The organism is Paenibacillus sepulcri, from assembly GCF_042647105.1.
Lineage (GTDB): Bacteria > Bacillota > Bacilli > Paenibacillales > Paenibacillaceae > Paenibacillus_Z > Paenibacillus_Z sepulcri.
This window is the reverse complement of the sequence record NZ_JBHRUP010000001.1, coordinates 3,891,806-3,918,520: the sequence shown is the minus strand read 5'-3', so window position 1 is coordinate 3,918,520 and position 26,715 is coordinate 3,891,806. Positions and strand designations below refer to the sequence as shown.

Sequence of the window (26,715 nt, the reverse complement as noted above, 5' to 3'; positions counted from 1 at the left end):
AGGGGGGGCGCTGATCCATGAGTGCGAGTGAAAAGGCCGGCTTGACCGATGAGCTGCTGTCTTGGGCAGGGGTGACAGTGCAGCCCCACCGGTTCGGAGGAATTGAGTTTCAGCTGGAAGGCAAGGAAATCGGACATCTTCACGACGATCGCCTCTTCGATCTGCTTTTGCCGAAGGCTGAGCGCGATGTGTGGATTCGTGCGGGAAAAGCGGAACCGCATCATATTTATCCGGAGTCGGGCTGGATATCCATTTATATGAGAACTGAGGAAGACATTGCCCATGCAATCGAAATTGCGCGTGCCAAATACGAACGAATGATAAGAAGGGGGATGGAATCATGATTATGGCTTGCCCGTTTATCGTGGTCGATAATTGCAAAGAAGAGATCAAGTACTATCGGGACGTGCTTGGCGGCGAGATTAACATTTTGAGAAAACAGGGGGATGAGGTCTTGAACGCGGATCTGCATCTGGGCGGCGTTACAATTAAATTTGGCGACACACAGGCAGCCAGGCCTTCATTGAAGGGCGATTATGTGAGGGTCTTCCTGAAGATCGAGACGGAAGAAGCGTTTCGCCACATATACGGACAATTCGCGGCAGGCGGCCATATTAATACGGATGTGTACGAGGCTCCGTTCAACGGATTGCTGGCCGTCGTCACGGATCGGAATGGCGTTTGCTGGGTGCTTTCTTACTACCGGGAGTAGTTGAAAGGACTGGGGTCAGATAGGTGTAAAAAATTATAAAACCGGGAAAGCCTCCGCTGAAAGGGAGCTCCCGGTTTTTTGTCAGCCTTATCTTCTTATATCCAGCCGTATTAGACGCACGTAAACGATTCGATCCGCTGAAGATCGAGGCCGGAGAACATCCAGAAGAAACCGTTCCAGCGAAATCCGGCCACGGACGTCCGGCCGACGAAGACCGGGTAAAACCAGAAGCCTGCGCCGCCGCGCGGCCAAATGTACGTATAACGAAACATGCAGCGGGAGATCGCGCCCGGATCAATGGCAAGCGTCGACGCTAGGGGCTGCACTGGGATGTTTTGAGGCGGCGGTGAAGAGGGGGGCTGCTGCCCGCCCTGCATTTGGAAGGGAGGCGTAAAGGCCAAGATAATCACTCCTTAGTGGTTGGTCAGTTGCCCTGCACCCTTAGAGCAGGGAGATGGTGAGAAGGTTAAACAGAACGAGAGGGAGCACAAATCTGTTGTAATAAGGATTAGGGGGAACGGGAAAGAAACCGCGGTTGTGGACCTCGTTCAACAGGCAGATGTAGACAATTCCCCTGTCGCAATGAACGATGTGCCCCTCGAAGACATCGCCGTCCATGGTCTCGATCCTGACCAGCCGGTTGGCGTGGCGGCCGCACAGCTGATGCAGATGGTCTCTAATGGACCGCAGCGTCTCATGATGGTTGGAATCACACTGATAGATCGGGCTCAGCTCGGGCTGAACCGTAGTTTTCGAGCTCATGGCAAAGACCTCCGTATTCATTCGAACATGGAGTATTCTATGCAGGAGCCCAGTCGGGCGTTACAGATGCCCCGAACAAGGGCAATCACGCGGGGATGATCGGGCAGATTGCAGATGGTCAATACGTGGAGCTTCCCATTTACAATTCCAGCAGGGCGCTTGCGTCCGTTCAGGTTTCAAAAATCACTTCACCCGTGCGGGACAAGTCGTAGCCCTGGATGGATTTGAGTTCATGCTTGAAGGAATCGGACCGCAGGATTTGTTTTAAATATTCGATCCATTCGAGGTTTTGCGGCAGTTTTAGCATCACAAGATCATATTTTTCCGTAATCAGCGGGATAAAGTCAACCCCTGCCACCATATAGGCTGCTTTCTCGATTCCAACGCCAACATCGGCCTCACCCAAAGCGACTTTTCCGGCAACGCCCATATGATTGGATTCCTCTGTCTCATAGCCCTGCAGGTCCCCAGGCAGGATATTATGAAGCCGGAGCTGCTCGTCCAACAGGATGCGCGCCCCGGATCCCGGCTCACGATTAACCAGGGAGAGACCCCGTTTTCTCAGATCCGCCCATGCCGTTATATTTTTCGGATTTCCCTTTTGCACATAAATGCCTGCGGACCGCATGACGAGATTGATGACCAGCAGCGGGCGGCCGGTAAGGATTTTGCGAATATAGGATATGTTATACTCCCCGGTGTCTCCGTCAAGCAGATGGGTGCTGACCAGATCAACCTCGCCCCGGTAGAGGGCGATCAAGCTGTCCAGGCTGCCTACATAGGAGCGAAGGGGGCGAATGGCTTTGGTCGTTTTTTCAAAATGCTTGGCCAGAATATCCAGACTTGCATCCTGGCCGGTGATGATCATGGATTTTACGCCCCCATACTGGGTCTCCCCACTCCTGGATCCATGATCGGCTGACACTGTTGATTGCGCGAATGAATCCCCTTTTTCCCTCTTTTTATACGCCTCCAGATCCACCGCATCCACCCGCATCTGTCTGCCGACCCGATAGGAGGGGAGCTTTCCTTTTTTAATCAGATCGTAGACCGTCAGCTTGGAAATTTTCAAAAGCGCGGCGATTTCCTCGGTCGTATAGGAATCATTGTTCATTCGGCTGTCCACCTCAATGTATAGCTTGATGTATTCTATGATAGCAGGTTTTCATTTTTCCGTGAATATTTATGTCTGTTTATGTCTATTTATATGTAAACCCTATTAGATATATTTAAAAAGCTAAAGATCTGTGCTAATATTCTTCCTATACCTATCAAGTTGAATAAGGCGGGATGAAGCGGATGAAAAAGAAATATTTCATTGTTTTTAGTTTGGTATTGATGATGGTGATGAGTCTGGTTCCGGCGGGTGCATTCGCTAAAGAAGCCCGGACTGAACTGGTGATCTCTGCAGCGGCCAGCCTTCAGGATAGTCTGCTTGCGATCCAGCCTCAATATGAGAAGGAGCATCCGGGGGTCAAGCTGTCCTTTAATTTTGGCGCATCCGGAACGCTCCAGAAACAAATCGAGCAAGGCGCGCCTGCCGATGTTTTCATCTCTGCCGGCGCCAAGCAGATGAAGTCGCTGGTGGATAAAGGCCTCATCGATTCGGGCGATCAGACCACTATTCTATCCAATGATCTGGTGCTGGTCATGCCCGTTAATACCAAAATCAAGCTTGCGAAGCAAACCTCCACAGAATTGACAAAAAGCGAATTCAAGCATGTTGCCATTGGGATTCCTGAAACGGTTCCCGCTGGACAATACGCGCAGGAAACGCTGCAATATTTGAAGATTTACGATAAATTGGGACCCAAGCTGGTGCAGGCCAAGGATGTCCGCCAGGTGCTCACTTATGTAGAAACGGGCAACGCGGATGCGGGATTCGTATACCGGACCGATGCTTTGACCTCCAAAAAAGTAAAGATCGTGCTTACGATCGCCCAGAAGGCCTATCAGCCGATTGTTTACCCTGCCGGCATCATTCAAGATACCAAGCATCTCAAAGAAGCAGCGGATTTCTACAGTTATATTCAAGGGAAGGCCGCAACAGCGGTGTTCCTGAAATACGGATTTAAACTCCCTGCAGCATCTTGATATGACGATCAACTGGCATGATTTTATATCGCCTGTTCTATTGTCATTGAAGATCGGATTCGTATCCAGCATTGCGGTGTTTCTGTTAGGGACTGCTGCTGCATGGTTGATGACGATAAAGCGGTTCTATGGCAAAACGCTGGTGGAAACCGCGTTTTTGCTGCCGCTGGTGCTGCCCCCGACGGTTGTCGGGTTCGTGCTGCTCATTGTGATCGGCCGAAGAGGCTGGGTTGGCGAACTATTCGAGCGGCTTTTCGACAATACCCTGGTATTTACCTGGTGGGCTGGCGTTCTGGCTTCCATTGTCATTTCCTTCCCATTGGTCTATATGACCATCAAGACAGGCTTTCTCTCCATCGATAAAGACCTGCAGGATGCCTCGCGATCCATCGGCGCGGGAGAGTGGCAGGTGCTCCTCTGGGTAACCCTGCCTTTATCGGCCAGAGCGCTGGTGTCAGGCTATATCCTGGGTTTTGCGAGAGGGCTGGGGGAGTTCGGAGCGACGATCATGGTTGCCGGAAACATTCCGGGCAAAACCCAAACGGTACCTACCGCCATCTATGTGGCCGTCGATAATGGCAAAACGATGCTGGCCTGGTATTGGGTCATCTCGATTGTAATTACTTCTTTTTTCATGTTATTGATCGCAAATTTGAAGAGGAATTAAATGATAGTTGCCATATTGCGCTATTATGGCGAAATAGAGGAGCGGCTGCAGTCTTGATGGATGCAGCCGCTCTTTTTTGCATTTCGAGCCGATGCAGCCGCATTCTTGCAATACGGAATGCGGACAAGGAAAATACCAGTTATTTGTAGAAGTTATTGGAGGGATATATTGAATCAGAAGACAATGGAACCAAACGATTCCCACTTTGCGTGTGAAAGGATAAATATGGCGATATCCGACCTTGACCTGACTCAAATCAAGCAGAAAATAAATCGGTATTGTTTGAAGATTACGCAAAATCAGTGGGAGGCTGAGGACTTATCGCAAGAGGTTCTCATCAAGATATTTCACGCGGTGGAAGCGGTCCCCCCAAGAACGGTAACGAATGCCTATCTGTATCGCATCGCCAACAACGCATGGAAAGATAAAATGAAAATGGATAGGCATCGCGTGCAGACAACCGACGCGGCTTTGATCGATACAGCCGTCCATGATGGAGAACTATCCACAAGGGAGCTGCTGGAGGCTCTGGCTGACCGGATATCGCCACGGGCTATGGTCATTCTTTTACTGATGGATGTGTTTGATTTTACAGCCAAAGAAACGGCAGAATTCCTTTCATCCACAGAAGGAACCATACAAGTGACATTGGGGCGTGTACGGACAAAGTTGAAGAAGCTGGCTCTGCTTGCGGAAATGGATATGAAGCCGGGAGCGCATGATCGGAATTCGCATGCAGGGTTACTGGATCTGGACTCGCTTGTAGAAGCCTTTAAACGGAGAGATCCTGAAGCGATATGCAAATCGTATCTGGGGCTTGTCAGGCAGCGGGTGAGAATCAGCAAATTAAGCTGGATAGAGGGCAAGCTTGCTTTCTATATTGAGGATTCTGATGGAAACCGGTTCTTGGTGACGGAATAATAAGATAATTAAGGGGAGGCTGATTATGAAAGGTCCGGATTATAATTTCGATCAACAAGAACAGGTGCAGGTCATTGAGGCCGCGGAACGATTTGCCAAAATGGCACTGGAGAACGATCCAACGGGGCATGATTGGTGGCATATCTACCGGGTTGTCAATATGGCAGGAAGATTGGCGCGGGAGGAAGGGGCCGACCGCTTTATCTGTGTGTTGACCGCACTGCTGCATGATGTTGCGGATGAGAAGCTCAACGAGTCCAAGGAAGCGGGACTCCGGAAGGTCAGCGATTGGCTGGAGTCCCAACCACTATCAACCGTGGATCGTGAGCATGTGATGGAGATCATCTCCACGATGTCTTACAATGCCGGGACAAACCCGCCCATGCGTACGTTGGAAGGAAAAGTGGTGCAGGATGCGGATCGTCTTGACGCGATCGGGGCCATAGCAATCGGAAGAACGTTCCTCTACGCGGGATGGAAGGGACATCCGATTCATGACCCGCACCTGCCGCCGCGCGATGCAATGACAACCGGGGAGTACCGACAGGATAAAAGCTCGGCCATTAACCATTTTCATGAGAAGCTCCTTAAGCTCAAGGACCGAATCAATACCTCTTCGGCCAGAGTGATCGCGGAGGAGCGGCATCGCTATATGGAGCAGTATGTAGAACGGTTTTATCAGGAGTGGGAAGGACAAGTGTAAGCGGGAATGCAGGCGCCGCAAGTAATAATAGTATTCAGGGGCTGTGACAGGTTGCCGCAAGGCGGCTTGCTGCAGCTCTTTTTTTCATAAATGGTGTTAAAAATAAAAGTTTCCTTGTTGACACTCTGTTGTCAACAAGGATGGTCTAAAATAAATATAATTTTGGTAATGAAAGGGGGTATGGAAATGAATCGGAAGTTGGAGATGCAAGATACGAGTGAAAATCAGCAGTCAATAACAAACTCCGCAGAGAATTTCTTTGTGAATTCAGCTTGCATTGGCTGCGAGGTCTGCAGTCAGTTAGCGCCGGATATGTTCTCCGTAATAGTCAGTCATGCGGTCGTCATTCAGCAGCCTGAGCAGCAGGAGGATAAGCGCCGCGCTTTCCATGCATTGTTGGCCTGCCCGACAGCAGCCATAGGCAGCAGGGAGAAAGAAGGACTCTCCACAGCGTTAACGGACTTTCCGTTATTGCTAGCGGAGAATGTATATGATTGCGGCTTTACATCGGCCAAATCCTATGGGGGCCACAGCTATTTCATTGAGCATCCGGATGGCAACTGGCTGATTGATTCCCCCCGCTTTGTTCCGGCCTTGGCCAAAAAACTCTCAGAGCTGGGAGGGGTGCGAACGATCTTTCTCACACATTATGATGACGCCGAGCATGCCGATGCCGTTATTTATGCCAAAAAGTTCGGAGCAGAGCGTATTGTTCATATCGAGGAACAGTCAAGGATCGGGAAACAGTCAAGGACTTCACAGCAGGAGGCAGCCGAGCATTTAATCAAAGGGAACGCCCCGGTAAATTGGCATCCGGATTTCCGGTTTCTAATCGTCCCGGGACATACCAAAGGTCATATGTTACTGTTATATAAAGGGAAATACCTGTTTACGGGAGATCATCTCTTCTGGCAAAAAAGGACACAATCCCTTGGAGCCATCCGCGAATACTGCTGGTATTCCTGGCCTGAGCAGGTGAAGTCCATGGAGCGCCTGGCCAAAGAAGAGTTCGAGTGGGTTTTGCCGCGTCACGGCGACCAGATTCAACTCGAAGCAAGTCAGATGAAGCCGGCAATGGAACGGTTGCTCCAGCATATGAATGAGATCGACTGAACCGCCGCGGCTTGGCGTGGGGCGGTGTCTTGCACGAATTGCCGCTGCCTCGTGCTGAGAGCGGCTGGCACCGTGCCGGAGTATGGGCGAATCGCCGCTTAGGGTGAATATTCGGGATTGGGAGGGGCTGCAATGAAGCTGGAACGGCTTATGGCGATCACGATGCTTCTATTAAACCGCAAACGTGTGCAGGCGCAGGAGCTGGCTGAACGGCTGGAGGTGTCCTTGCGTACGATTTATCGTGATATGGAGTCATTGAGTCTCTCCGGAATCCCGATTGTATCGCACACGGGGACGGACGGCGGCTTTGAAATCATGGAAGGCTATCGGCTGGACCGCCAAATGCTTACTTACGATGAACTGACTGCCTTGATCACCGCTCTGCGCGGTCTTCAGTCGACGCAAGCGATGGATCGCCTGAATATGGATCGTCTGCTTCAGAAAGTTGGCGCATTGGTCTCGCAGGCGGAACAAGGGCGTCTGGCTGATCGCGAGCACATACACATTGACTTTACTCCCTGGAAGAACAGTGAGTCTGAACGAAACAAATATGACGCTCTGCTCAAGGCTGTTCAGGACAATAAGCTGGTCAGCTATGCGTATACCGACGGTCAAGGGGGGGATACGAAGCGGCGCATTGAGCCGATAGGGCTGGTGCTCCGGCGGTATGATTGGTACCTGCAAGGTTATTGTTTGGACCGTGAGGATTATCGGACATTCAAGCTTTCCCGTATCCGGGACCTGTACGTATTGGAAGATTCTTTCCAACGCAGGAATGTGGCGCTTTCCAATCTGAATGAACGATGGAAAGCGCCCGGGTATACGGAGACAATCGACCTTGTACTCAGATGCTCAGGCGAGTCTATAGCTTCGGTCGCGGACCATTTTGACGAGAGTGAGCTGGAAAGGCTGCCGGATGATTCCATTATGGTGCGGACTACACTCCCGAATGAGAAGTGGGTGATCGGTTTTTTGCTGCATTTCAAGTCCGATGTGCTCGTTCTTGAACCCGCTTACATTGCCGCAGAGGTCAGGAGGATAGCACTGGAAATATCCGCTTTGTATCGCGATTCCGGACAGAGAAGTGTGATGGGCAGCCCGGAAGAACCGTCGGAAGAGTAGAGGCCGGTATCAGGGGGATTTTCACTTGAGCGCTGAGGGAGGCCGGGTTCAGCCGGTTCTTTTTATGGATTTTATACTTTGTTTATAGTTTGTTTACAGATTGCAGAGAGCGGGGGATTAAGATAAGAATAAGAACGTCAGCAGAATGAAGCCTGGAGTTGAATTCGTGAAACAGAAGAAAAGCTGGTGGATTTTGATTTTGGTCTCTTTTGGAATTATGATCCCGTTCATGACTCCCTATTTGACCCTGAACCCTGCGAACAGCCGTATTAGCATCACATCGGGGACGGTGCAGTATCCGGTGCTGGTTGCTCATATTGCTTTTGCGTGTATAGCGTTAATCGCAGGGTACCTTCAATTTGCGGACCGTATTCGGCTTCACCGCCCCAAGCTGCACCGCTATGCGGGCCGGGTTTACGTCGGAAGTGTTTTGATAAGCAGGCTTCTTGCCCTGGTATTGGTCTTCTATGTCGGGGATTTCACCATAGCTGTGTCTTTCCTGGTGTTATCAATTCTGTGGATGCTCACATGCTGGAGAGGCTACCGGACCGCTGTTCAACACAAATTCGACGAGCATGCATATGGATGATACGCAGCTTCGGGTTCACGTTAGTGGCTGTTAGCGCCAGGCTGCTGGTGCCCTTTCTTCTTCTGACCTACTATATGTTGAATGATTTCTCCCTGCCGGGCGGCCGGGAAAGGATGGTCGGGGAAGTATTGAACGTGAACATCTGGGTCGGCATCGCCTTGAATGTCGTGATTACAGAGTGGGTTGTGCTGCGAAAAATCAAGAGAGCAGGAATATAAAATAATTTTCGTCCCTGTTTGGTTTTCATTCGCATTCTCGTTTATTAGAGGTGAGTCTATAAGGAAAGGGTGTTAGGTATGTCAAGTAATAAGCTGCAAGGCAATGGCTTGAAGTGCATCTGCTCGGTGTATGTGCCTGTCAAAGACCCGATCAAATCTGCCCATTGGTGGCAGCAGCATTTCGGGTTGGATTTTGCCGTTCCTTTCAACCCTGAGGAAGCGCAAGCGATCATGAAGCTTTCTGACGGACAATGGCTGCATCTGGTTGAAACGAAAGGCAATATTGATAATCAATTTGTCAACAAAGCAGGCTACGAAATGTTCCGCTTAACGTTTGAGGTCAGGCAGATCGAGGTGCTGCATGATCATTTGCTGGCGAATGGCGTGAAGGTTGACGAGCTCAAAGACCGGGGCAGCTGCGGCATTAACTTTGTATTTTACGACCTGGATGGGAATAAATTTGATATCAATGAAAATGTGAGCGTGCAGCGGGAGCCCGAAGAAATTGACAAAGTGAAGCAGCATTTATTCTCGCATGCGAGATAAGAAGGGCAACAAAAAAAGGAAAATGCGATCCCGAAGGACGCATCTTCCTTTTTTTTGTTTATAATCGGTTATTAATAAGGTGCAGATATGGCAACCGCTTGGTAGGATTTCGTTCCATAGTTCCATACAATATAGGCAATTACACAGCCATCGTTTGCGGTGATGCTCGTTGAATAAGGGCTGCCTGCATCAGCCCACTGCCATCCGCCGTATTTATACGTGCCAGAAGGATCGTTTTGAGCATTCTCCGCGTTCTCAAAAACGCCAACCCAGTCCCACCTTCCATAGACTTGAGGCGTTACGCTCCAGTTAAGTATAAAATCTCCTTCATGTACCCCCAAATTAACAGAATAGGAAACGTTACTCTCGGATGCCTGCAACGGTGCTGCTTGATCTTGCAGTAGTTTGGCTTGTTCTGCCGGATTCTCGGCTCTTACAATTAGATCTTCACTCATCATCCATGCCTCCCATCAAATATAAATACTTCTATATTTTAGCATAATTACATTTTATGTATATGATCCTGAAGTATGTAACATGCGACAAACCAGAAAATAAAGGCTAGGATTTTGCAGCTGATACCACATCAAATCAGGTTATGTGTTTTGCTTCTCCTGCAGCAAGGTGATCCAGCCCTTTGTTTATTCCCGTACTTAAATATTTCCATTTCCAATCAGAAGTTCTCCGCTGCCGGGCCGCCCATGCAGGGCCATTGCTCAACTCTTGTCCGTTTGCCCATGCAAGGCGCTTCACAACTATGCGGTCATTTTGAAAAAGAGAGCATTATCGGTTATTCACAAATGGGACGTATCCTACTATACTGTTTATAGAGAGAATGATAATCAATATCAATTAAAATGAGTAGGGAGTTAGAAAAATAATGAAGGTCATAAACCGTTTCATGTACACTGCTATCACGATTGTAATCATCAGCATGCTGGCGGCATGCGGCAGCTCTGTCAACGATCCGGAGCCATCCGCCTCTGCAAATACGGAGCAGCCTGCCAACGCCGCAGATACTGCAAATTCTGCAAATACTGCGGACAAGGAAGGAAGCGCCCCGGCCGATGCCGACTCATTCCGTCTGCTGACGGATGTCATGGGCCATGAAGTGAAGGTGCCGACCCATCCGCAGCGCGTTATTGCTCCTTTCATAGAAGATCCGCTAACAGCCCTCGGCATAAAGCCCGTTGCCCAATGGGGCGCAGCAGGCGTTCCGCAGCATTATTTGCAGGACAAGCTGGCGGATGTACCGGTGCTGGACATGGCGGGAGGCTTGAAGCCGGAAGAAACGCTTTCTTACAATCCGGATCTCATTATTTTTCTGGCTCCAACCTATCTGGCCAACGGCACCTACGAGCAGTATGCCAAAATAGCGCCAACCTTCGTGCTGTCCGACAATGAGGCCGATTGGAGAGGAAATCTTCAGAAGCTCGGCGCTTTGCTTAATCAGGACGAAGCGGCGGAGAAGGCGATTGCCGACTACGATCAGAAGCTTAAAGAAGCCAAGGAGCAGCTGGGAAGCATACCTGGCAGCAAGACGGCCATTCTCATGCAGGCGGGCGACGAGAAAGGCTTCAAGCTGTTCGGCCCCAAATTTTATGGAGGCTCGATACTCTATGAGGCACTGGGCTTCAAACAGCCTCAGGTGCTTAAGGGCGACTACGAAACCTACTCGCTTGAGACACTTGCACAGTTAAATGAGGTCGACTATATCTTCGTGATTTCGGGCGAGGGACGCGCCAAGCCGCCGGTTGACAACCCATTGTGGCAGGGATTGCCTGCGGTCAAAGCAGGCAACGTCTTCGAGGCGGATTCTGGGCATTGGTTCAATGCCAATCCGATTGCGAACGGCTTGATGATTGACGATGTATTACGGGATATTCATGAATAACAAGCGCGAAATCGACCTGCAGCATTCTGCTGCGGGTCTCATTTGCTATAAGCTGCTGAATGTTGGAATCGTCAAGAGCAGCTTGCGGTCTCCCCTGCAGGCGCGTCATTTTGTGGAGACGAAGTCACATCTGCTCATTCTCTCCACTGCCCGCAGCGGGCAATTGGTCATCGATGGACGTCCCTGCCCCCTTCGCCCCGGAGCGGTATTCGTCTGTTCGCCCGGCCAATTAGTGGAAGTGACCAACTATTCAGGCAGCGAATCGGGGCTGCTGCTGCTCTATTTTCAGATCCATGTTCTGCTTCCGGAAGATGGGGCCGTACCGCACCCGGAAGCTGCTTTTCCCTTTTTGGGTGAAGCCCTGGTAAGCCGGACTTCACTGGTTATCCAGCTGTTCGACATGATAAGTTCCAACTGGAACGAAGGGGTTTCCTCGGCCAGGCTTCGCTGTGAAGCGGGTCTCCTCGAGCTTCTCAGCCTTGTATTGGGTTATCAGGAGCAGCAGGTGGCCCTTGCGCTTGAGAGCGCCCGCCTGGAACTGGAGCGGCATTACCGGAGTGAAATCACCATAGACAGGCTGGCGGGTATCGCCGGTCTGAGCCGGTATCATTTTATGCGGTTATTCAAGGAACGCTATGGCAAAGGCGTTATGGAATACCGGACGGATCTCCGGCTCATGGAAGCCAAACAGCTTATGGAGGGACCGGCTGCCCTCCCGCTAAGCAGCATAGCCTATCAGATCGGCTATAAGAATGAGAACTATTTCAGCAGCCTGTTCAAAAAGCAGACCGGCATTGCCCCCGCTGTCTACCAGCGAAACCAGAAATGCAGGATTGCCGCCTACAGCTGGATCAATTTCGGACAGCTGCTTGCGCTGCAGATCATTCCCTTCGCCGCGCCGTTCGATCAATACTGGACGGATTACTACAGAAACAGGTACAAATATGAAGTAAAGGTGCCCTTAAGCCATCAGTATGAATTCAACCGCGAGGCATTGCGCAAGGCGGAGCCGGACTCTATTATCGCTATGGACGGCCTTGTTCCGCCGGAGGAGCAGGAGAAGCTTCGGCGTATTGCGCCGGCCCTGTTCCTTTCCTCGGAGGAAGACTGGCGTCAGCATCTGCTGCGCATAGCGGAATTTCTGGGAAGAACGGAAGAAGCGCTCCAATGGCTGAACCGATATAACCGCAAAGCGGCTGCGGTACGGGAACAGCTAAAGCCCGTTGTAAGCGGAGATACCGTACTGGTTCTCCTGATCAGCCGCGACCAGCTGCATGTTTGGGGAAGCAGGGCGGGAACGGTGTTGTATGATGATCTGCAGCTTGCCATGCCGCAAGCTGTGGCTGATTTTGAATGGAAGAAGCCGATTGGATTGCATGAGCTGGAGGCTTTCCATGCGGACCGGATTCTGCTTCATGTTGAGGGGGACGATGTATCGCAAGCCGCATGGAGCAAGCTGTCCCAGAGGGATGGCTGGAGAAATCTAAAAGCCGTTCGAGAGAACCGGGTTCACCTGATTTCCGGCTATCCGTGGTTCGAGGTCCCTTGGAGCGAGTATACGGCGGATAATTACGACCGTTTTATTGGTGAGGTGCCGGGGTTGTTTGACAGTGGGCCTTTCTAAAATAACAGGCAGCAATCCTTTCTGATCGTTTTTAAAAGACATTTTCATACCTAATCCGGAAAGAGGCGAACCCATTGCACACGATACTAATCAACCCTCCGATCAAAGATCACGAGGTGCCCGACCTGAGAGAGCTGGTTGGTTGGGAGAGACGGGATCAAGATTTCCCGGCGTTATTGGAAAAATGTAATTTCTGGGCTGGATTGAGGGACGCAGAAAATACCCTTATTGCTTTTGGATATATTTGTGGAACGGGATTACAGCATGGCTATATGGAGGACATCATGGTGCACCCGGGTCACAGGAAGCAGGGGGTTGGCGTGGCCTTGGTAAACGGCTTATTGAAGGAAGCGGAGCATAGAAGACTGGAGATTGTAACTGTGACCTATGCTCCCGAGCATGCCGAGTTTTATAAGCAGGGCGGATTTATCCACTGCCCTGGCGGAATTTGGAGAAAGTAATTTTGTATGCGGTCCCGCTTATCTAACCTGACGGTTAGACAGACGGGGCTTTCTTTTTTCTTATACAATTATGTATAGTAGTGTCTACAACGACATGACGGAAGGGAGTACAGGATTTGATCAACCTCGGACGCTTAAACACGCTGCGCAATCAAATCTTCCTCGGTTTCATGCTCGTTATGGTGATCGTGCTGACATCGGTGGGGGTTTTTATGTATGATCAGGTCTCGGTCCTGCTGCGCAACAGTGCGGAGAAGCATATTCAACAGACCGCCGTTCAGGCGACGGGCAAGCTGGATGTGCTGCTGCAGCAAATTGACACGCTCACGGGGCAGGTGGCGACGAATGCATCGGTCCAGCGGCTGCTGACGCAGGAGACCGAAGGGAACCCGATCAGCTTCGAAGAGCGGCAATCGCTCCAGCAGGAAGTGCGCAAGTATGAGGCGTATGCCACCGGCATACGTTCGCTTGAGCTGTATACGACCGATTACCAGCGGCTGCTGCCGCTCGACGACGTCAGTTTGAACAGCCGGGTGCCGGATGAATGGATCCGCCGCGTGGACGATGGAAGAGGCCGCCTTGTCTGGTTTGGGCTTGATCCCCGGGATCCGGATGTTGTTATCGCGATCCGCAGCATCCGGCTGATCGACCGTTCGTTCTCGCACGCCGGATATATCATGGTTTATATTGAGAAAAGCAATTTTCAGCTTACGGATCGAGCCTCGGCTGCAGGGAGCGGAACACGCGAATCGATGGGGCTGTTCGATGAGGCGGGGCAGCAAATCTTTTCCGATTTCACCAAAGAGGCGGATGCGGGCGAGATGCTGAATCATGGGGGAGAGACAATCACAGTGGGCGGCGAGGATTATATTGCCGTTCAGAAGCTGTCGGAGGCAACAGGGTGGAAGCTGGTCATTCTGACTCCGGTCGATTATGCGACAGAAGGCATCTCCGTACTCCGTACGGCTGTTATCGTATCCGGCGCTGTTGGCGGCCTGCTGTTTCTTGTTTTCACCTTTATTCTATCGACCATGATTACGCGCCCGATCCTGAACCTGATCAAGGTGATGCGCGGCGCCCGGTTCGGGACGCTCAAGCCGAGTACGATAACGTCCACGACGATGGAAATCAACGAGCTTAACAATACGTATAACCAGATGGTCGCTTTTCTCAACGAATTGATTGATGTCGTTTATCAGAAGGAAATCATCCAGAGCCGTACCGAGCTCAAGGCGCTGCAGGCGCAGATTAATCCGCATTTTCTGTTCAATACCCTGGAAGCCTTCTATTGGGCCCTCGATGAAAAAGGAGAAGAGGAGCTGGCGCAAATTGTCGTCGACATGTCGGGATTATTCCGGTATGTGATCAACCGGACGGACGATGACGAATGGGTGACGATCGGGGATGAGCTGGATCACGCCGAGCGGTATTTGAAAATCATGAAGATGCGCATGCTCGACAGGCTGTCGTGGCGGATCGAGTCGGATGCCGCCAGCCGAAGTGTTCCCCTGCCGAAGCTGCTGATTCAGCCGCTCGTCGAGAATGCAATTTTACACGGAGTGGAGCAGCGGGTAGGCCCGGGCAGCGTTATCCTGCGCGTCGAGCCCTCCAATCGTCCTGGATATACGCTGGTAACGGTAACCGACGATGGCCCGGGCATGGATGCCGATAAACTCCGTTCCTTGTATGCTTCCATGGAAGCAGGCCGCAGCAGCTCCACCAAGGGCAAAGGGATAGGCATTGCTAATGTAGAGCGGAGACTCAAGCTTATATATGCATCGGAAGCAGGCGGACTGGATATCCGGAGCGGGGAAGGTCAAGGCACTGCCGTCTCCTTCGAGATACCGAATGAATACAGGGAGGATATTAGACGTGAAGACGATATTGATCGTGGATGATGAGCCAAGAACGAGAGAAGGCGTTTGTAAAACATTGAAAGCGTGGTCATTGGGCCGACATCATATCGAGACCGCATCAAGCGGTGTTGAAGCGCTGGCCTGGCTGCAGGAGAACGATGCCAACCTTCTCGTAACGGATATACGGATGCCGGAGCTCGGGGGACTTGATCTGGTAGAGAGGATCAGCGGTATGGCTCACCCGCCGGTCGTCATCTTAATCTCCGGCCATCCGGAATTCGATTATGCGCATAAGGCGCTGCAGTTTGGCGTCGTGGAGTATTTGCTGAAACCGTTGGATAAAATAAAGCTGGTTCAGGCGGTGGAGCTGGCTCTTGCGCGCGAGGAAAATATGAATCGGATCCAGCGGATGGAGAAGCTGGTCGATTCGAAGCTGATGGGAACGGCGCAGCAGGACAAGGTCTACAGCGTACAGGTACGCGAGGCGATCCGTTACCTGGACGAGCATCTCCCGGAATCGGTAACGATGAGCGAAATGGCGGATCATCTGCATATGAACGCCAGCTACTTCAGCGTCCTGTTCAAGGAACAGACGGGGCTGACGTACAGCGAGTATCTGACTAGACGCAGAGTGCAGCTGGCCAAGGAGCTGCTCGCGAACACGCGGCTCTCCATAGCTGAGATCGCCGAACGGGTCGGCTACCAGACGGCCAAATATTTCGTGAAGGTCTTCCGTGCCCTCGAAGCTGTGAGCCCCAGTCAATTCCGCCAGGGTATCATGGATTCCAAGGAGGATCGAATCCAATAATAGTGGTATTAGTCCCAATCCCTGTGACCTTATGGCGCTGCCGCGACCTTGCTATACTTTTATTAAGCGGTTTCAAGCCGCCTGACATCAATAGAAATGGGGTTGTAAACGTGTTCAACAAAAAATGGACGGTACTGCTGCTGACATTAAGTCTTGCCCTGTTTGCCGCAGGCTGCGGTCAAAGCGGGAATGGCGGAAACGGCGGAAATGAAAGCGCCGGTGAATCCCAAGGCGGCGCAAACGAAGGCGCCGAGAAGATTACAATCAACTTCATGCATCTGTGGCCGGAAGGCGTATCCGCCGGACAGAATAAAATCGTCAATCAGATCATTACGGAATATCAGACCGAGCATCCGAATGTAACGATCAAGCAGGAAGTGCTGGAGAACGAGCAGTACAAGAACAAGCTGAAGGTGCTGTCCGCATCCAATGAGCTGCCGGATGTAGGCGTAACCTGGGCAGCGGGATTCCTGCAGCCTTACGTGGACGGACAGCTGTTCGCACCGGTAGACGATCTGCTGAGCGGCGAGCTGAACGGGAAATTCGTAGCGGGCACAACAGAAGCCTATGCGATTGGCGGTAAAACGTATGCGCTTCCACTGGAGTTCAACATCGCGCCGATCTATTATAACAAAGCTATCTTCGAAAAATATAAGCTTGAGATTCCGCAAACCTATGATCAATTCAAGGCTGTTGTGAAAACGTTGTCCGACAACGGCGTCGCTCCGATTGCGCTCGGCAACAAGGACCGCTGGACCGGATCGCTCTGGTATATGTATCTGGCTGACCGCATCGCAGGACAAGAGGCCTTGACCCATGCGTTCAGCGGCGCCGGATCATTCAAAGACGAAGGGCTTGTGAAGGCTGCTGCCGAGGTTCAGTCGCTTGTTGACAGCAACGCCTTCATCAAGGGCTTCAACGGCTTGTCGAACGAGGAGGCCAAGTCTGAGTTCCTGAACGAAAAAGCCGCCATGTACATGATGGGGACATGGGAGCTTCCGAACTTCACGACAAACGAAGATATTCCGCAGGAGTTCCGCGACAGCGTAGGCTTCTTCAAATTCCCGACAGTCGATGGCGGAAAAGGGAACATCGACAGCTGGGTAGGCGGTCCGGGTGTAGGGTTATTCGTCGCCGAGAACTCCAAGGTCAAAGAAGAAGCGAAGGCATTCGTAGAATACTTTGTCACCAAATGGGGCGATCAATCCGTAACCGGAGCGGGCGTTATTCCGGCAACGAAGGTCGATACGGCCTCGCTGCAGCTGCCGCAGCTGTACATCGATCTGTTCAATGAAATGAATCAGGCAAGCAGCATCACGTTGTTCGCAGACGTTCAACTGCAGGCGAACGCTGCGGAGACGCATCTTAATATGATCCAGGCGCTCTTCGGCAAGGAGACAACGCCGGAGAAATTCTCGGAGGAGCATGACACGGCCGTCTCCCAAGGCAAATAACGGTTTTTGACAATTGTGCAAATGGAGCCGGACTTGAAACCCGTCAGAACCGCGGTCTCAAGCCCGGCTCCAAATGACTGTTAAAGAAAGGAGCCTGGCCAACTTGGATAAAGTGCTTTCCAACAAAAAAATAATCGCATTGTATGTGCTGCCTTCCCTGCTTCTGATTCTGGCTATTATCTACATTCCGATTGTTCTGACCGGCTATTACGGGTTAAACGAGTGGAATGGAATAGGCGCCATGAAATTCATCGGGCTGGACAATTATGCAGCCTTGATCAAGGACCAAACGTTCTGGAACAGTGCCTGGCACTCGTTTCTGTTGGCCTTATTTTCCGGCATCAGCCTTATTTTCTATCTGATTGTTGCTATGGTACTGGCCGCCCGCATCAGGGGTGCGAATCTGTTCCGCAAAATCTACCTGATTCCTATGCTGCTGTCGTCCGTTGCGATTGCGCAGCTGTGGCTTCGAATTTTTCACCCGACGAACGGGATTGTGAACAGCTTATTGGAATCCATCGGCATTGCGAACCCTCCCGCCTGGCTTGCAGAACCTTCACTTGTTTTGTTTGCCTTGTTTATTCCGATTTTATGGCAATATGCGGGTTTCTATATTCTGATTTATTACGCTGCGCTCAAGAATACCCCGGCTTCTCTGGAGGAAGCGGCGAAGATCGACGGAGCCAACGCGCTGCAAATCGCATGGAAAATCAAGCTGCCGCTAATTATGGAAGTATTCAAAGTGACTATTGTGCTGGCAGTTGTTGGTTCATTAAAATATTTTGACCTGATTTTCGTTATGACGGATGGGGGTCCCAATGGCGCGAGCGAGGTTATGGCATCTTATATGTATCATGAGGCTTTCCGGGCTTATGATTTTGGCTATGGCAGCGCGATTGGCTTCTTCCTGCTTGTTATCTGCCTCGTCGTCACTTGGGTCATTCGTAAACTAACTGTTACGAAAGATACGATCCAATACTCATAAGGAGGGAACATTCATGATTTCCGGAACCGCAGGGAAGCTGCAGGGATTAACGAAGAGCCCGGGAGCAGGAATGGTTGGCAAGCTTGGCTACGCCTTGCTGTATGCGGTGTTAGCCGTCGTGGCCGTGCTGCAGTTGTTCCCGCTTGTGTGGCTGCTCTTCTTCTCGCTCAAAAATAATCAGGAAGTCTTCAATCTTCCGCCATTGTCATTGCCCGTGCATCTTCGCTGGGAAAATTATGAGAAGGTATGGAGCGCCGGAAATATCGATGTTTATTTCTTCAACAGCGTATGGATTACGATTGCGGCTACGCTGCTTACCGTTGTCCTGGGCAGTCTGGTCACCTTCGCCATTACGAGGATGAAATGGAAGGGAAGCTCTCTCGTGCTTGGCCTGTTCATGGTGGCCATGATGATTCCCGTCCATTCCACACTCATTCCGCTGTTCAGTCTTTTCAATAACACCGGCTTGACGGATAATCCGTTATCGCTCATTTTGACTTATGTCGCGTTCAATATGCCGATCACCATTATGATCTTGTTAGGCTTCTATTACGCATTGCCTCGTGAAGTGGAGGAAGCGGCGGTCATTGACGGCTGCTCGGTTAACCGGATGTTCATCCAGATCGTATTCCCGATGACGAGCTCCGTTCTGGCAACGACTGCGATCATTAATATGATCTACAACTGGAACGAATTTATTTTCGTCAATACGTTCATCAGCTCGGATGCCTACAAGACGCTGACCGTCGGCGTTCAGAACTTCATCGGCCAATATTCGACCGACTGGGGGGCCATCGGGGCGACGCTCATGATCAGCATTCTGCCGATTCTGGTCACCTTCCTGTTCCTCAGCGACCGGATTGTGGAGGGCATCGCCGCAGGCTCGGTCAAAGGTTGAGGCTTCGATACGGTCCAAGGCTAATCGGCCCCAGCTGAATTCCATCCTGGGAATGGCTGAAATTCATCAGCCTATAGGGGATGAGAGGATTGTGTAAGGAGGTCATTATCGTCAGCTAAGCTGACGATAATGACCAATAATGGAATATAGACCATCTGAAACATAAAAGCCGGGTTCCTCCTAACTGGAGGAACCTGGCCTTTTAACGTTTAGGTTCTGGGAGGAAAGACGCCTTCAAGCGAAATAATGAAGGTTAAGCCCAAATAAGACTGGTTTGGACTACTTCTTTGTGTGCCCTCCAGGAGCTTCGGTTCAAAAACGTCTGACAGTGGAACGAATCATTGACAGCCCATCAGAAACAGCTTAAATTAACATTGACTGACTAAATCAATCTGTTATCTTTTGCTATTTTTCCACTGTGTAACTTGAGACTCGGAACTGCTATGATGAGATCAGAATATGTCCAAGAGGGAATGAGAACATTGGCGCCATTAAACGAAGAACAATTGATACACATCCGCGATGAACGCACAGAACAAATTATGGCCGCGGCACTTCAAGTATTCGCTCGCAGGGGGATCATCGGCACCAAAATGAGCATGATCGCTGCGGAAGCGGGCATTAGCCACGGTCTTCTCTACCATTACTTCAAGTCAAAGGACGAGCTCTTTACGACACTCGTTCAGCGTGCGGTGACGGAGTCGATATCCGCATTGAAGAATGTTTACCAGCTGCCGGGATCACCGATCGACAAGCTGAGAAGTTTGACCGAATCTATGATTGAGGCGGAAGGCGCTCCTTTTTTTATGCTGGTTCATCAGGCGCGCACGTCGGATGGCGTTCCGGAGGAATCCCGGCAGCTGCTTAAAGAATATCCGATGAACGCCTATGTGGATATCCTGCTTCCTCTATTGAAGGAAGGCCAGGAGGCCGGAGAGATTGCGCCGGGCCGGCCGGAGGATCTGATTGCAGATTATTTGTCTGTGCTTTCCGGCCTTATGGTGCTGGATGCGAAGCAGACGGAGGATTACCGGATGCCGGAGGTAGACAGACTGCTGCGGATATTAACGTAATGAAGTCGAGAGCAGCAAGGGATAAATTCAATGACTTCACTGGCCGTTATTGTCAGCATAGCCGGGGTATAATGTTGATATAAGCGTATCGAATGGAGGGACCAGGATGGAATGGAATTACTATAATACGTTCATCACGGTAGCCCGTGATTGTCCTGCGGAGAAGGGCATGACACCGCCCGACAAGAAAAGCGGAAAAACAAAGCCCGGCATTGAGTTCGAGCTGGTCGCGGATCATCCCTATGCATACACGCAAGAGGAACTATTATTTGAAGTGCACATCAGGCATAAGGAAATACCGGAAGAGGAGCTGGAGGCGCGGGGGACGCGGATGAAAGATGAATTTTATCAGAAGCCGATGCCCTGCCTGCGGGCATCCATGCTGCCGAAGAAATACGGGTGGGGCATCCATTTCAACGCCGAGGGGAAAATGGCGCTCATCCCGGTGGACTCCCCGGAATATCACCGTTTTGTGAACGGGGAATACGAGGATGTAAGGATCGTGCCGGCGATGAGCAACAGCAAGGCAAAATAACACCGCGTACGCATCAAACAGGCCGGGAAACGCCGTCATGGGTTCCCGGCCTGTTTGTGTTGACCTTTGCCGCCATAGGACGGTCAAGCCGTTTCTTCTTAACCTTATAGCATTTATAGTTTCACGCCTGTAAATGTCTATAAGGTTTGAGGGAAGAAACTAACTTTGCGGCCAAAGGACGGTCAAGCCGTTTCTTCTTACGCGAAAAAATCTGGCTGCTCATGCGAAGAAATGTTCGGCGTCGCTGCGACAGTTAATCATGCTCTCATAAGGAAAGGTTTGTATTGACAGGAGAAATGAGGTCTGATATCATGCTAAATGATAATGATTCCCATTATCATTTAGTGGTGAATGATTAACTGATGATTACTCCGGGAGGTTTACCATGTTAAAGAGAAAGTCGTTTTTTATTACTTCGGCAATCATTATGATGCTGTCCGTGCTCATCACTGCTTGCGGATCAACGAACAGCGAGACGAACGGCGGCGCTGAGCCGAACACACAGGCAGAAGCAAACAAGACCGAAGAGGAAGCAGCGGAAACCGATAAGGAAGAGGAGCCTGCGGCTGCTGAATTCCGTACCTTCGAGACTGATAAAGGGCCAGTGGAGATACCGGTGAAGCCGCTCCGCATCGTGACGGATTATTATGGCGGGGAACTGCTTTCTGTAGGAGCAAATGTAATCGGCATTGAGTCGACGACCTTCGACAATCCATTCCTGAAGGATCTGCTGAAGGATGCCAAGGATGTAGGTGCGCCTATCAACTCGGAGAAGGCATTGGAGCTGGCGCCCGATCTCATTGTCGTCATGTACGACGACAGCTACGAAGCGTTATCCAAAATCGCGCCGACGCTGCATATCCCCTTTGGCACCGCAACCAACATTCGGGAAACAGTGAGATTGTTCGGAGACATCGTAGGTGAACCTGAGAAAGCGGAGCAATTCCTTGCGAATTACGAGAAGAAGGCCGAGGAAGGCCGTGCGAAGCTGAAGGGGGTTGTGGATGAGAATGCAACCGTGGGCCTGTACGAGCTGACCGATAAAGGGGAATTATGGATATTCGGCGACAATGCCGGCCGGGGCGGACAAGCGGTATACGACGCGCTGAAATTCAAAATGCCGCATCAGGAAAGCTCGGGCGAGCAAACGCTGCAGCTGTCCATGGAGGTGCTGCCGGAATATGCGGCCGACTATATGTTCCTGACGACCTACGATCCCGAGAAGAAAGGGGATCAGCTCAAGAAGCTGAAGGCCTCTGGCGTCTGGTCGGGGCTGGATGCCGCGAAGAACAACCGGATTTTCTATAATGATTATGATACCTTCTACCGTTATGACCCGATCGCCATTGTCGGACAAATTGATCTGATTGCCGATATGCTTATTGAACAAGCCAAGGAGAGTCAAAAGTAAGACTCGCCCTCGTCCCCGTCCCCGATCAAAATGAGAAGGCGACTCCCCGCTAAGCTCAAAGAGCCCCATACCAAGGCAGCCTGCCTCGGATGGGGCTCTTTGAAAGCTTCAGGCTTGCGTGTCCGCCAGATTCAGAACAACCGGACAATGGTCGCTTCCTGTAATATCACAGTCGATCTGCGCATCAAGCAGCTGGCTGCCCAGCCTTGTGGATATCAGGAAATAATCGATCCGCCATCCGACATTGCGCTCTCTCACCTTCGGCATATAGGACCACCAGCTGTAAACATCTGTCCGCTCCGGGTAGAGATGCCGGAAGGTATCGATAAATCCGGCCTCCAGCAGCCGGGTCATCTTGTCACGCTCTTCCGCGGTAAAGCCCGAATTGCCGTGATTGGCTTTGGCATTCTTCAGATCGATCTCCTGATGGGCCACATTCAGATCGCCGCAGACAATAACGGGCTTCTTGGCATCCAGCTCCAGAAGATAGGTCCGGAAGCGGTCTTCCCATTCCAGCCTGTACGGCAGCCGGGTCAGATCGCGCTTGGCATTGGGGGTATAGACATTCACGAGGTAGAAGTCATCGAATTCCAGGGTAATGATGCGTCCTTCGGGCTCTTCATCCTCCTCCATGCCGTAACGGACCGACAGCGGCTTGATCCGCGTGAATACGGCTGTTCCGGAATATCCTTTCTTAACGGCATAGTTCCAATACTGTGTATAGTCTTCCCCATGATCCAGGCTGATTTGTCCTTCCTGGAGCTTCGTTTCCTGAATGCAAAATATATCGGCTGCCGTTTCCTTGAAATACTCATTGAATCCTTTGTTCACGCACGCTCTCAGGCCATTCACATTCCATGACACCAGCTTCATAATTCCCAGGTCTCCTTGCTGATCGTTAGATGATTGCTTCTACCAGTTTATCATAGAAAGCCGTTCTTCTTGCTTCGATTTAGTAGATCTCGTCATTCTTCCCCTTCGTCGCAAGTTAAACAAAGGCCGGGATCACTCATCCAGTGTGAACTGTGACCCGATTTATGGACCATGTTGAAAAAAGACCTATAACCCTAAGCCGTCAAGAGGTGACTTCTGAATTCGTCAGGAGTCATTTTTTTTAATGTCCACTGATAGCGTTCGGAGTTGTAGTACAAGATGTATTCATTCACACGTACTCGTAGTTCCTTTAACGTCTGACAGTCGCTGTACAGGAGCTCGTCTTTCATATGGCCAAAGAAGGACTCCATAGAAGCATTATCCCAGCAATTGCCCTTACGGGACATCGACTGTTGGAAGCCCGCCTGCTGGATGAGGTGGCGGATTTTAGGGTGCGTGTAGTGCATGCCCTGGTCCGAGTGAAGGATCGCTTCGGGGTGGAGGGTTCCATCCAATCGCGTTTGCAATCTTTCCAGCGTTCGTTCCACAATAGAAAGCTCCAAGGTCGAAGATAAGCAATGCGCCAGGATCTGTTTTGTTGCTCCGTCCTTCACACAGGACAAATACGCCCATTGGCCTCCACCATAACGCATATAGGTAATGTCTGTGAGCAGCACCTTTTCGGGTTCGCCCGGATTAAACTGCCGTTTCAAAAGGTTTTCGCACGTCCGGTGTTCTTGCGTCGCTCTGGCCATTTTGCGATAAGGATTGGCTTGACGTACCGTGGCCCTTAGCTTGAATTTTCGCATCAAACGACGAATTTTCTTGTGGTTCATGACAACACCGTTAAGTCGTTCAAGCCGCATTTTAATCCCCAATGCACCGGCTTTGCCATTGAGCTGGTTAAAGTGGGTTTGAATAAGCTGCACATCGTATTCATCTACAACCTCTCGAAGTTGACGCTCTTCTTCGGCTCTGCACCAGCGGTAATAGCCACTTGTACTGACCTCAGCTGCCTGACACAGAAAGCGGGTTAAACGCCGCAAGCTATGCCTACGAATGGTTTGGTTAATGATCTGAAAGCGCCCGGAAGACGTTAAGGCCTTATTGGTTTGCCTTTCGAGCGCTTCGAGCTTTTTTAGAAGATCGTTTTCGGCCTCAAGAAGCTTAATTCGGGCTTCCGCGCGTCTGAGTTTCTCTTCAACCGATAATTCCCCGGCAGTTGTTCTCCCCGTACTTTCTTTTCCACGCTTTTCCTCCAATAAGCCAGCTTCACCCTGAGAGGCGTAGACCTGTCGCCAACGTAACAGACACTTTTTGGGTTTCTCATGCCCGATGACGTCCATATTAAAACCGGCTGCGTAGAAGATTTCCATGGGCGTCTGCCCCTCCAGATAGGCCTGAACAGCAGCGGTTTTAAATGTTGGAGCGTACGTGATGGTGGTGTCCGATACACGGCGTACATTCGGATTTAACTCCAGCTGCCTCATCTCTTGTTCCGTAAAGGTTCTTGATGCTCCCCTAGCTTTTCCCATGATCCCATACCTCGCTCGTCGTTATATAGTTCGATTAAAACACAAAATGACCCGTAAGAGGGGCACTTTTTTCAAAGTGTCCATCTTACGGGTCACAGTTCAGTGAGAGATTCCCGGCCTTGTTCATGCTCTGCTTCAAGGCAGCGCATAACGCTTCTTAAGCTGCGCGCACATCGCCTCCAACGCGTCTGCCTCCGGCATGCGGAAGAGTCCCGCTGGAGCAGCTGTCTCCTGCGGGTTCCGGTTCGCATGGACCGCTTCCTGAACAGCATGCGCGAATACGGCTGATCCGCCGGCTCCGACGACGGATCTTTCCTCCAGGCTGGTCATCCGGTCATCCTCGACCTGCGGATAGGCAGAGGGGGCCGCCCCTGCGGCTGCCCGCGCATAGAAGGCCTGAACCAGCTCTGCGCGTGATCGTCCCGAGCCTTCCACTATAATGAAGGCCTGAATGATGGTGGCGCGAAGCTGCCTGCGCTGAGCAATTCCGCAGAACTTTAATCCCTGGATATGCAGGTCATAATCGCCCGGGCAATAGGAGCCCGCTACCTCGCCCTTATTCGCTTCAGCGCCCAGAGAAGCCACGGCTCTCCGGATCAAGGCGTACAGCCGGTCAAAATCGCGGTAAATCCCCTGTCCCTTAATGCCCTCACCAGGCAGGATCAACGAAAGATTCACGACGCCCATGTCCAGCGGAACGGCGGCTCCGCCTGAATGGCGGACAAGCGTCGAATAGCCCTCGCCCGCAAGCCAGCGCATAGCATCGGCAGCGCCGGGCAAACGGCTGTCCCGGGAGCCGATCACGAAGGCCCGGGGATGCCGCCAGAGATGGCATACCGGCGGGCCGCCATCTCCGGTCTGCCTCCCGATCAGCTCGTCCAGAGCGAAGGGATAGCTTATATCTTGGTCATTCTTTTCATTCGTGCGGTCGAGCAGCACCATGCCGCGGGTCCAATCCCATTCATCCTCGGTCACTGCAAGCTCCCCTGTCCGGTCCTATTTTCCCCATGAAGAGGAATGCAAGCTAACAGGTTTCAGTATAAACAACAAAAAGAGACTCTTCAACCGGATGGAAGAGTCTGATTTTGCCGCTATGCAAGGAACTTGCCGGCACTCATGGTTTCGCCAGCCGATGAATATCCTCACACTCCAGAATGGATGCATCATAGCCCTTATTTACGGTATGGATCATGGCCATTCCCAGTTCATTCAAGGAAACCGCGTATTTGGGCAAAAACCGCTTCAGGAAGGGATAAAACAAGGACAGGACGGCGTAATAGCCATGCGTGTTTTTCATTCCCTTGATGGGATGGATATAACCGGGGCGGAACATATACGCTTTTTTGAAAGGGAGCAGCAGCAGACGGTTCTCCGTTTTTCCCTTTACCCTGGCCCACATACTTCTGCCTCTTTCGCTGCTGTCTGTGCCGCTTCCCGAGACGTAGCTGAACACCATATCCGGATTTAGGCGGGCAAGCACACTGGCCGCATGAAGAGTGAGATCATAGGTCAAGCGGCTGTATTTAGCCTCCTTCATACCCGCCGAGGATACGCCCAGGCAGAAGAAACAGGCATTGTACCCGGTTAATTGCGGCTCTATAGGGGACAAGTCAAAGAAATCCTGGTGCAGAATTTCAACAAGCTTGGGATGGGACACGCCGCAAGGCTTCCGGTTGATGACCAGAACGCGTTCCACATCCGGATGCGCAAGACTCACATGCAATACACCTTCTCCAACCATTCCGGTGGCGCCTGTAATAATGACTCGAATGTTGGATGTATCAGAACGCAGAGGCATCATGTTCTCCTGCTTTCTTTATAGGATTCATCTCATAACTTGCATGTTAAATGATCATTCAAT

The 26,715-nt window shown here is 51.2% G+C and carries 30 protein-coding genes; 22 read left to right on the top strand and 8 right to left on the bottom strand.

All coding sequences use genetic code 11. The features are described from left to right. Nucleotides 1–17 precede the first annotated feature (17 nt). Both ACFOLF_RS17275 and ACFOLF_RS17270 read left to right on the top strand, forming a co-directional pair. On the top strand, nucleotides 18–344 hold the full coding sequence (locus ACFOLF_RS17275) for a luciferase domain-containing protein (protein WP_210046859.1): 327 nt from the start codon (nucleotides 18–20) through the stop codon (nucleotides 342–344). Continuing rightward, on the top strand, nucleotides 341–712 hold the full coding sequence (locus ACFOLF_RS17270; RefSeq protein ID WP_379113802.1) for a VOC family protein: 372 nt from the start codon (nucleotides 341–343) through the stop codon (nucleotides 710–712). The genes ACFOLF_RS17275 and ACFOLF_RS17270 overlap by 4 nt, the downstream gene beginning before the upstream one ends. Nucleotides 713–822: 110 nt before the next feature. Here ACFOLF_RS17270 and ACFOLF_RS17265 read toward each other — a convergent pair whose 3' ends face one another. The 3 genes from ACFOLF_RS17265 to ACFOLF_RS17255 all read right to left on the bottom strand — a co-directional run bounded on the left by ACFOLF_RS17265 (nucleotide 823) and on the right by ACFOLF_RS17255 (nucleotide 2,588). Continuing rightward, nucleotides 823–1,113 carry a transporter gene (locus ACFOLF_RS17265; RefSeq protein ID WP_210046858.1) on the bottom strand — a complete coding sequence of 97 codons (291 nt, stop codon included), beginning with the start codon at nucleotides 1,111–1,113 and terminating at the stop codon, nucleotides 823–825. A 40-nt stretch (nucleotides 1,114–1,153) separates the two neighbouring features. Then, nucleotides 1,154–1,474, bottom strand: a complete 321-nt coding sequence (locus ACFOLF_RS17260) for a hypothetical protein (protein ID WP_210046857.1) — start codon at nucleotides 1,472–1,474, stop codon at nucleotides 1,154–1,156. Between the two features lie 169 nt (nucleotides 1,475–1,643). Further along, nucleotides 1,644–2,588, bottom strand: a complete 945-nt coding sequence (locus tag ACFOLF_RS17255) for a substrate-binding domain-containing protein (RefSeq protein WP_210046856.1) — start codon at nucleotides 2,586–2,588, stop codon at nucleotides 1,644–1,646. A 176-nt stretch (nucleotides 2,589–2,764) separates the two neighbouring features. On the opposite strand from ACFOLF_RS17255, the gene modA reads away from it, so the two are divergent. The 9 genes from modA (at nucleotide 2,765) to ACFOLF_RS17210 (ending at nucleotide 9,447) form a co-directional block, all read left to right on the top strand. Continuing rightward, nucleotides 2,765–3,568, top strand: coding sequence for a molybdate ABC transporter substrate-binding protein (modA, locus tag ACFOLF_RS17250; protein WP_379113804.1), 804 nt, complete (start codon nucleotides 2,765–2,767; stop codon nucleotides 3,566–3,568). A gap of 1 nt (nucleotide 3,569) precedes the next feature. Next, nucleotides 3,570–4,235, top strand: a complete 666-nt coding sequence (gene modB, locus ACFOLF_RS17245) for a molybdate ABC transporter permease subunit (protein ID WP_210046854.1) — start codon at nucleotides 3,570–3,572, stop codon at nucleotides 4,233–4,235. Nucleotides 4,236–4,460: 225 nt separating this feature from the next. Next, nucleotides 4,461–5,156: an RNA polymerase sigma factor gene (locus ACFOLF_RS17240; protein ID WP_210046853.1), complete on the top strand. Its 696-nt coding sequence runs from the start codon at nucleotides 4,461–4,463 to the stop codon at nucleotides 5,154–5,156. 25 nt (nucleotides 5,157–5,181) lie between these two features. Next, nucleotides 5,182–5,859, top strand: coding sequence for an HD domain-containing protein (locus tag ACFOLF_RS17235; RefSeq protein ID WP_210046852.1), 678 nt, complete (start codon nucleotides 5,182–5,184; stop codon nucleotides 5,857–5,859). Nucleotides 5,860–6,045: 186 nt separating this feature from the next. Next, a complete protein-coding gene (locus tag ACFOLF_RS17230; protein WP_210046851.1) occupies nucleotides 6,046–6,972 on the top strand; it encodes an MBL fold metallo-hydrolase in 927 nt (308 codons plus the stop codon). A gap of 132 nt (nucleotides 6,973–7,104) precedes the next feature. Next, on the top strand, nucleotides 7,105–8,094 hold the full coding sequence (locus tag ACFOLF_RS17225; protein WP_210046850.1) for a helix-turn-helix transcriptional regulator: 990 nt from the start codon (nucleotides 7,105–7,107) through the stop codon (nucleotides 8,092–8,094). 166 nt (nucleotides 8,095–8,260) lie between these two features. Further along, nucleotides 8,261–8,683 carry a DUF2306 domain-containing protein gene (locus ACFOLF_RS17220; RefSeq protein WP_379113806.1) on the top strand — a complete coding sequence of 141 codons (423 nt, stop codon included), beginning with the start codon at nucleotides 8,261–8,263 and terminating at the stop codon, nucleotides 8,681–8,683. Then, entirely contained in the window at nucleotides 8,680–8,901 is a 222-nt protein-coding gene (locus ACFOLF_RS17215; protein ID WP_379113808.1) for a hypothetical protein, read from the top strand. Before ACFOLF_RS17220 ends, ACFOLF_RS17215 begins: the two co-directional genes overlap by 4 nt. A gap of 78 nt (nucleotides 8,902–8,979) precedes the next feature. After that, nucleotides 8,980–9,447 (top strand): VOC family protein, encoded by a 468-nt coding sequence (locus ACFOLF_RS17210; RefSeq protein WP_210046849.1) that lies wholly within the window; start codon nucleotides 8,980–8,982, stop codon nucleotides 9,445–9,447. Between the two features lie 71 nt (nucleotides 9,448–9,518). Here the strand turns inward: ACFOLF_RS17210 and ACFOLF_RS17205 are convergent, their stop codons facing one another. After that, complete coding sequence (locus ACFOLF_RS17205; protein ID WP_210046848.1) at nucleotides 9,519–9,905, bottom strand: hypothetical protein; 387 nt, start codon at nucleotides 9,903–9,905, stop codon at nucleotides 9,519–9,521. Nucleotides 9,906–10,327: 422 nt separating this feature from the next. Here ACFOLF_RS17205 and ACFOLF_RS17200 point away from each other — a divergent pair, with 422 nt between their 5' ends. The 11 genes from ACFOLF_RS17200 to ACFOLF_RS17150 all read left to right on the top strand — a co-directional run bounded on the left by ACFOLF_RS17200 (nucleotide 10,328) and on the right by ACFOLF_RS17150 (nucleotide 22,446). Next, nucleotides 10,328–11,341: an ABC transporter substrate-binding protein gene (locus tag ACFOLF_RS17200; protein WP_210046847.1), complete on the top strand. Its 1,014-nt coding sequence runs from the start codon at nucleotides 10,328–10,330 to the stop codon at nucleotides 11,339–11,341. Beyond that, entirely contained in the window at nucleotides 11,334–12,965 is a 1,632-nt protein-coding gene (locus ACFOLF_RS17195; RefSeq protein ID WP_210046846.1) for an AraC family transcriptional regulator, read from the top strand. The genes ACFOLF_RS17200 and ACFOLF_RS17195 overlap by 8 nt, the downstream gene beginning before the upstream one ends. Nucleotides 12,966–13,081: 116 nt before the next feature. Then, entirely contained in the window at nucleotides 13,082–13,426 is a 345-nt protein-coding gene (locus ACFOLF_RS17190) for a GNAT family N-acetyltransferase (protein ID WP_379113812.1), read from the top strand. A 116-nt stretch (nucleotides 13,427–13,542) separates the two neighbouring features. Continuing rightward, nucleotides 13,543–15,324, top strand: a complete 1,782-nt coding sequence (locus ACFOLF_RS17185; protein ID WP_379113810.1) for a sensor histidine kinase — start codon at nucleotides 13,543–13,545, stop codon at nucleotides 15,322–15,324. Continuing rightward, complete coding sequence (locus ACFOLF_RS17180; protein WP_210046844.1) at nucleotides 15,299–16,090, top strand: response regulator transcription factor; 792 nt, start codon at nucleotides 15,299–15,301, stop codon at nucleotides 16,088–16,090. The genes ACFOLF_RS17185 and ACFOLF_RS17180 overlap by 26 nt, the downstream gene beginning before the upstream one ends. A gap of 110 nt (nucleotides 16,091–16,200) precedes the next feature. After that, complete coding sequence (locus ACFOLF_RS17175; RefSeq protein WP_210046843.1) at nucleotides 16,201–17,544, top strand: extracellular solute-binding protein; 1,344 nt, start codon at nucleotides 16,201–16,203, stop codon at nucleotides 17,542–17,544. A 103-nt stretch (nucleotides 17,545–17,647) separates the two neighbouring features. Next, complete coding sequence (locus ACFOLF_RS17170; RefSeq protein WP_210046842.1) at nucleotides 17,648–18,529, top strand: carbohydrate ABC transporter permease; 882 nt, start codon at nucleotides 17,648–17,650, stop codon at nucleotides 18,527–18,529. 13 nt (nucleotides 18,530–18,542) lie between these two features. Then, complete coding sequence (locus tag ACFOLF_RS17165) at nucleotides 18,543–19,427, top strand: carbohydrate ABC transporter permease (protein WP_210046841.1); 885 nt, start codon at nucleotides 18,543–18,545, stop codon at nucleotides 19,425–19,427. Between the two features lie 482 nt (nucleotides 19,428–19,909). After that, entirely contained in the window at nucleotides 19,910–20,500 is a 591-nt protein-coding gene (locus ACFOLF_RS17160; RefSeq protein WP_210046840.1) for a TetR/AcrR family transcriptional regulator, read from the top strand. A 106-nt stretch (nucleotides 20,501–20,606) separates the two neighbouring features. Then, on the top strand, nucleotides 20,607–21,035 hold the full coding sequence (locus tag ACFOLF_RS17155) for a DUF6157 family protein (protein ID WP_210046839.1): 429 nt from the start codon (nucleotides 20,607–20,609) through the stop codon (nucleotides 21,033–21,035). Nucleotides 21,036–21,420: 385 nt separating this feature from the next. Next, entirely contained in the window at nucleotides 21,421–22,446 is a 1,026-nt protein-coding gene (locus ACFOLF_RS17150) for an ABC transporter substrate-binding protein (protein ID WP_210046838.1), read from the top strand. A gap of 108 nt (nucleotides 22,447–22,554) precedes the next feature. Here the strand turns inward: ACFOLF_RS17150 and ACFOLF_RS17145 are convergent, their stop codons facing one another. The 4 genes from ACFOLF_RS17145 to ACFOLF_RS17130 form a co-directional block, all read right to left on the bottom strand. Further along, nucleotides 22,555–23,319 carry an exodeoxyribonuclease III gene (locus tag ACFOLF_RS17145; protein ID WP_210046837.1) on the bottom strand — a complete coding sequence of 255 codons (765 nt, stop codon included), beginning with the start codon at nucleotides 23,317–23,319 and terminating at the stop codon, nucleotides 22,555–22,557. Between the two features lie 194 nt (nucleotides 23,320–23,513). Further along, nucleotides 23,514–24,854, bottom strand: coding sequence for an IS3 family transposase (locus ACFOLF_RS17140; RefSeq protein WP_379219474.1), 1,341 nt, complete (start codon nucleotides 24,852–24,854; stop codon nucleotides 23,514–23,516). A gap of 135 nt (nucleotides 24,855–24,989) precedes the next feature. Continuing rightward, nucleotides 24,990–25,829, bottom strand: a complete 840-nt coding sequence (locus ACFOLF_RS17135; RefSeq protein ID WP_379114245.1) for a lipoate--protein ligase family protein — start codon at nucleotides 25,827–25,829, stop codon at nucleotides 24,990–24,992. 139 nt (nucleotides 25,830–25,968) lie between these two features. After that, nucleotides 25,969–26,655, bottom strand: coding sequence for an epimerase (locus tag ACFOLF_RS17130; RefSeq protein ID WP_379114243.1), 687 nt, complete (start codon nucleotides 26,653–26,655; stop codon nucleotides 25,969–25,971). Nucleotides 26,656–26,715 lie beyond the last annotated feature (60 nt).

Excerpts from the sequence above, each read along its gene's own strand:
- ACFOLF_RS17235 (WP_210046852.1), top strand. The coding sequence starts at position 5,182 with ATGAAAGGTCCGGATTATAATTTCGATCAACAAGAACAGGTGCAGGTC.
- ACFOLF_RS17205 (WP_210046848.1), bottom strand. The coding sequence starts at position 9,905 with ATGATGAGTGAAGATCTAATTGTAAGAGCCGAGAATCCGGCAGAACAA.
- ACFOLF_RS17275 (WP_210046859.1), top strand. The coding sequence starts at position 18 with ATGAGTGCGAGTGAAAAGGCCGGCTTGACCGATGAGCTGCTGTCTTGG.
- ACFOLF_RS17270 (WP_379113802.1), top strand. The coding sequence starts at position 341 with ATGATTATGGCTTGCCCGTTTATCGTGGTCGATAATTGCAAAGAAGAG.
- ACFOLF_RS17150 (WP_210046838.1), top strand. The coding sequence starts at position 21,421 with ATGTTAAAGAGAAAGTCGTTTTTTATTACTTCGGCAATCATTATGATG.
- ACFOLF_RS17230 (WP_210046851.1), top strand. The coding sequence starts at position 6,046 with ATGAATCGGAAGTTGGAGATGCAAGATACGAGTGAAAATCAGCAGTCA.
- ACFOLF_RS17195 (WP_210046846.1), top strand. The coding sequence starts at position 11,334 with ATGAATAACAAGCGCGAAATCGACCTGCAGCATTCTGCTGCGGGTCTC.
- ACFOLF_RS17225 (WP_210046850.1), top strand. The coding sequence starts at position 7,105 with ATGAAGCTGGAACGGCTTATGGCGATCACGATGCTTCTATTAAACCGC.
- modB (WP_210046854.1), top strand. The coding sequence starts at position 3,570 with ATGACGATCAACTGGCATGATTTTATATCGCCTGTTCTATTGTCATTG.
- ACFOLF_RS17155 (WP_210046839.1), top strand. The coding sequence starts at position 20,607 with ATGGAATGGAATTACTATAATACGTTCATCACGGTAGCCCGTGATTGT.
- modA (WP_379113804.1), top strand. The coding sequence starts at position 2,765 with ATGAAGCGGATGAAAAAGAAATATTTCATTGTTTTTAGTTTGGTATTG.
- ACFOLF_RS17165 (WP_210046841.1), top strand. The coding sequence starts at position 18,543 with ATGATTTCCGGAACCGCAGGGAAGCTGCAGGGATTAACGAAGAGCCCG.
- ACFOLF_RS17240 (WP_210046853.1), top strand. The coding sequence starts at position 4,461 with ATGGCGATATCCGACCTTGACCTGACTCAAATCAAGCAGAAAATAAAT.
- ACFOLF_RS17215 (WP_379113808.1), top strand. The coding sequence starts at position 8,680 with ATGATACGCAGCTTCGGGTTCACGTTAGTGGCTGTTAGCGCCAGGCTG.
- ACFOLF_RS17145 (WP_210046837.1), bottom strand. The coding sequence starts at position 23,319 with ATGAAGCTGGTGTCATGGAATGTGAATGGCCTGAGAGCGTGCGTGAAC.
- ACFOLF_RS17210 (WP_210046849.1), top strand. The coding sequence starts at position 8,980 with ATGTCAAGTAATAAGCTGCAAGGCAATGGCTTGAAGTGCATCTGCTCG.
- ACFOLF_RS17255 (WP_210046856.1), bottom strand. The coding sequence starts at position 2,588 with ATGAACAATGATTCCTATACGACCGAGGAAATCGCCGCGCTTTTGAAA.
- ACFOLF_RS17260 (WP_210046857.1), bottom strand. The coding sequence starts at position 1,474 with ATGAGCTCGAAAACTACGGTTCAGCCCGAGCTGAGCCCGATCTATCAG.
- ACFOLF_RS17130 (WP_379114243.1), bottom strand. The coding sequence starts at position 26,655 with ATGATGCCTCTGCGTTCTGATACATCCAACATTCGAGTCATTATTACA.
- ACFOLF_RS17140 (WP_379219474.1), bottom strand. The coding sequence starts at position 24,854 with ATGGGAAAAGCTAGGGGAGCATCAAGAACCTTTACGGAACAAGAGATG.
- ACFOLF_RS17200 (WP_210046847.1), top strand. The coding sequence starts at position 10,328 with ATGAAGGTCATAAACCGTTTCATGTACACTGCTATCACGATTGTAATC.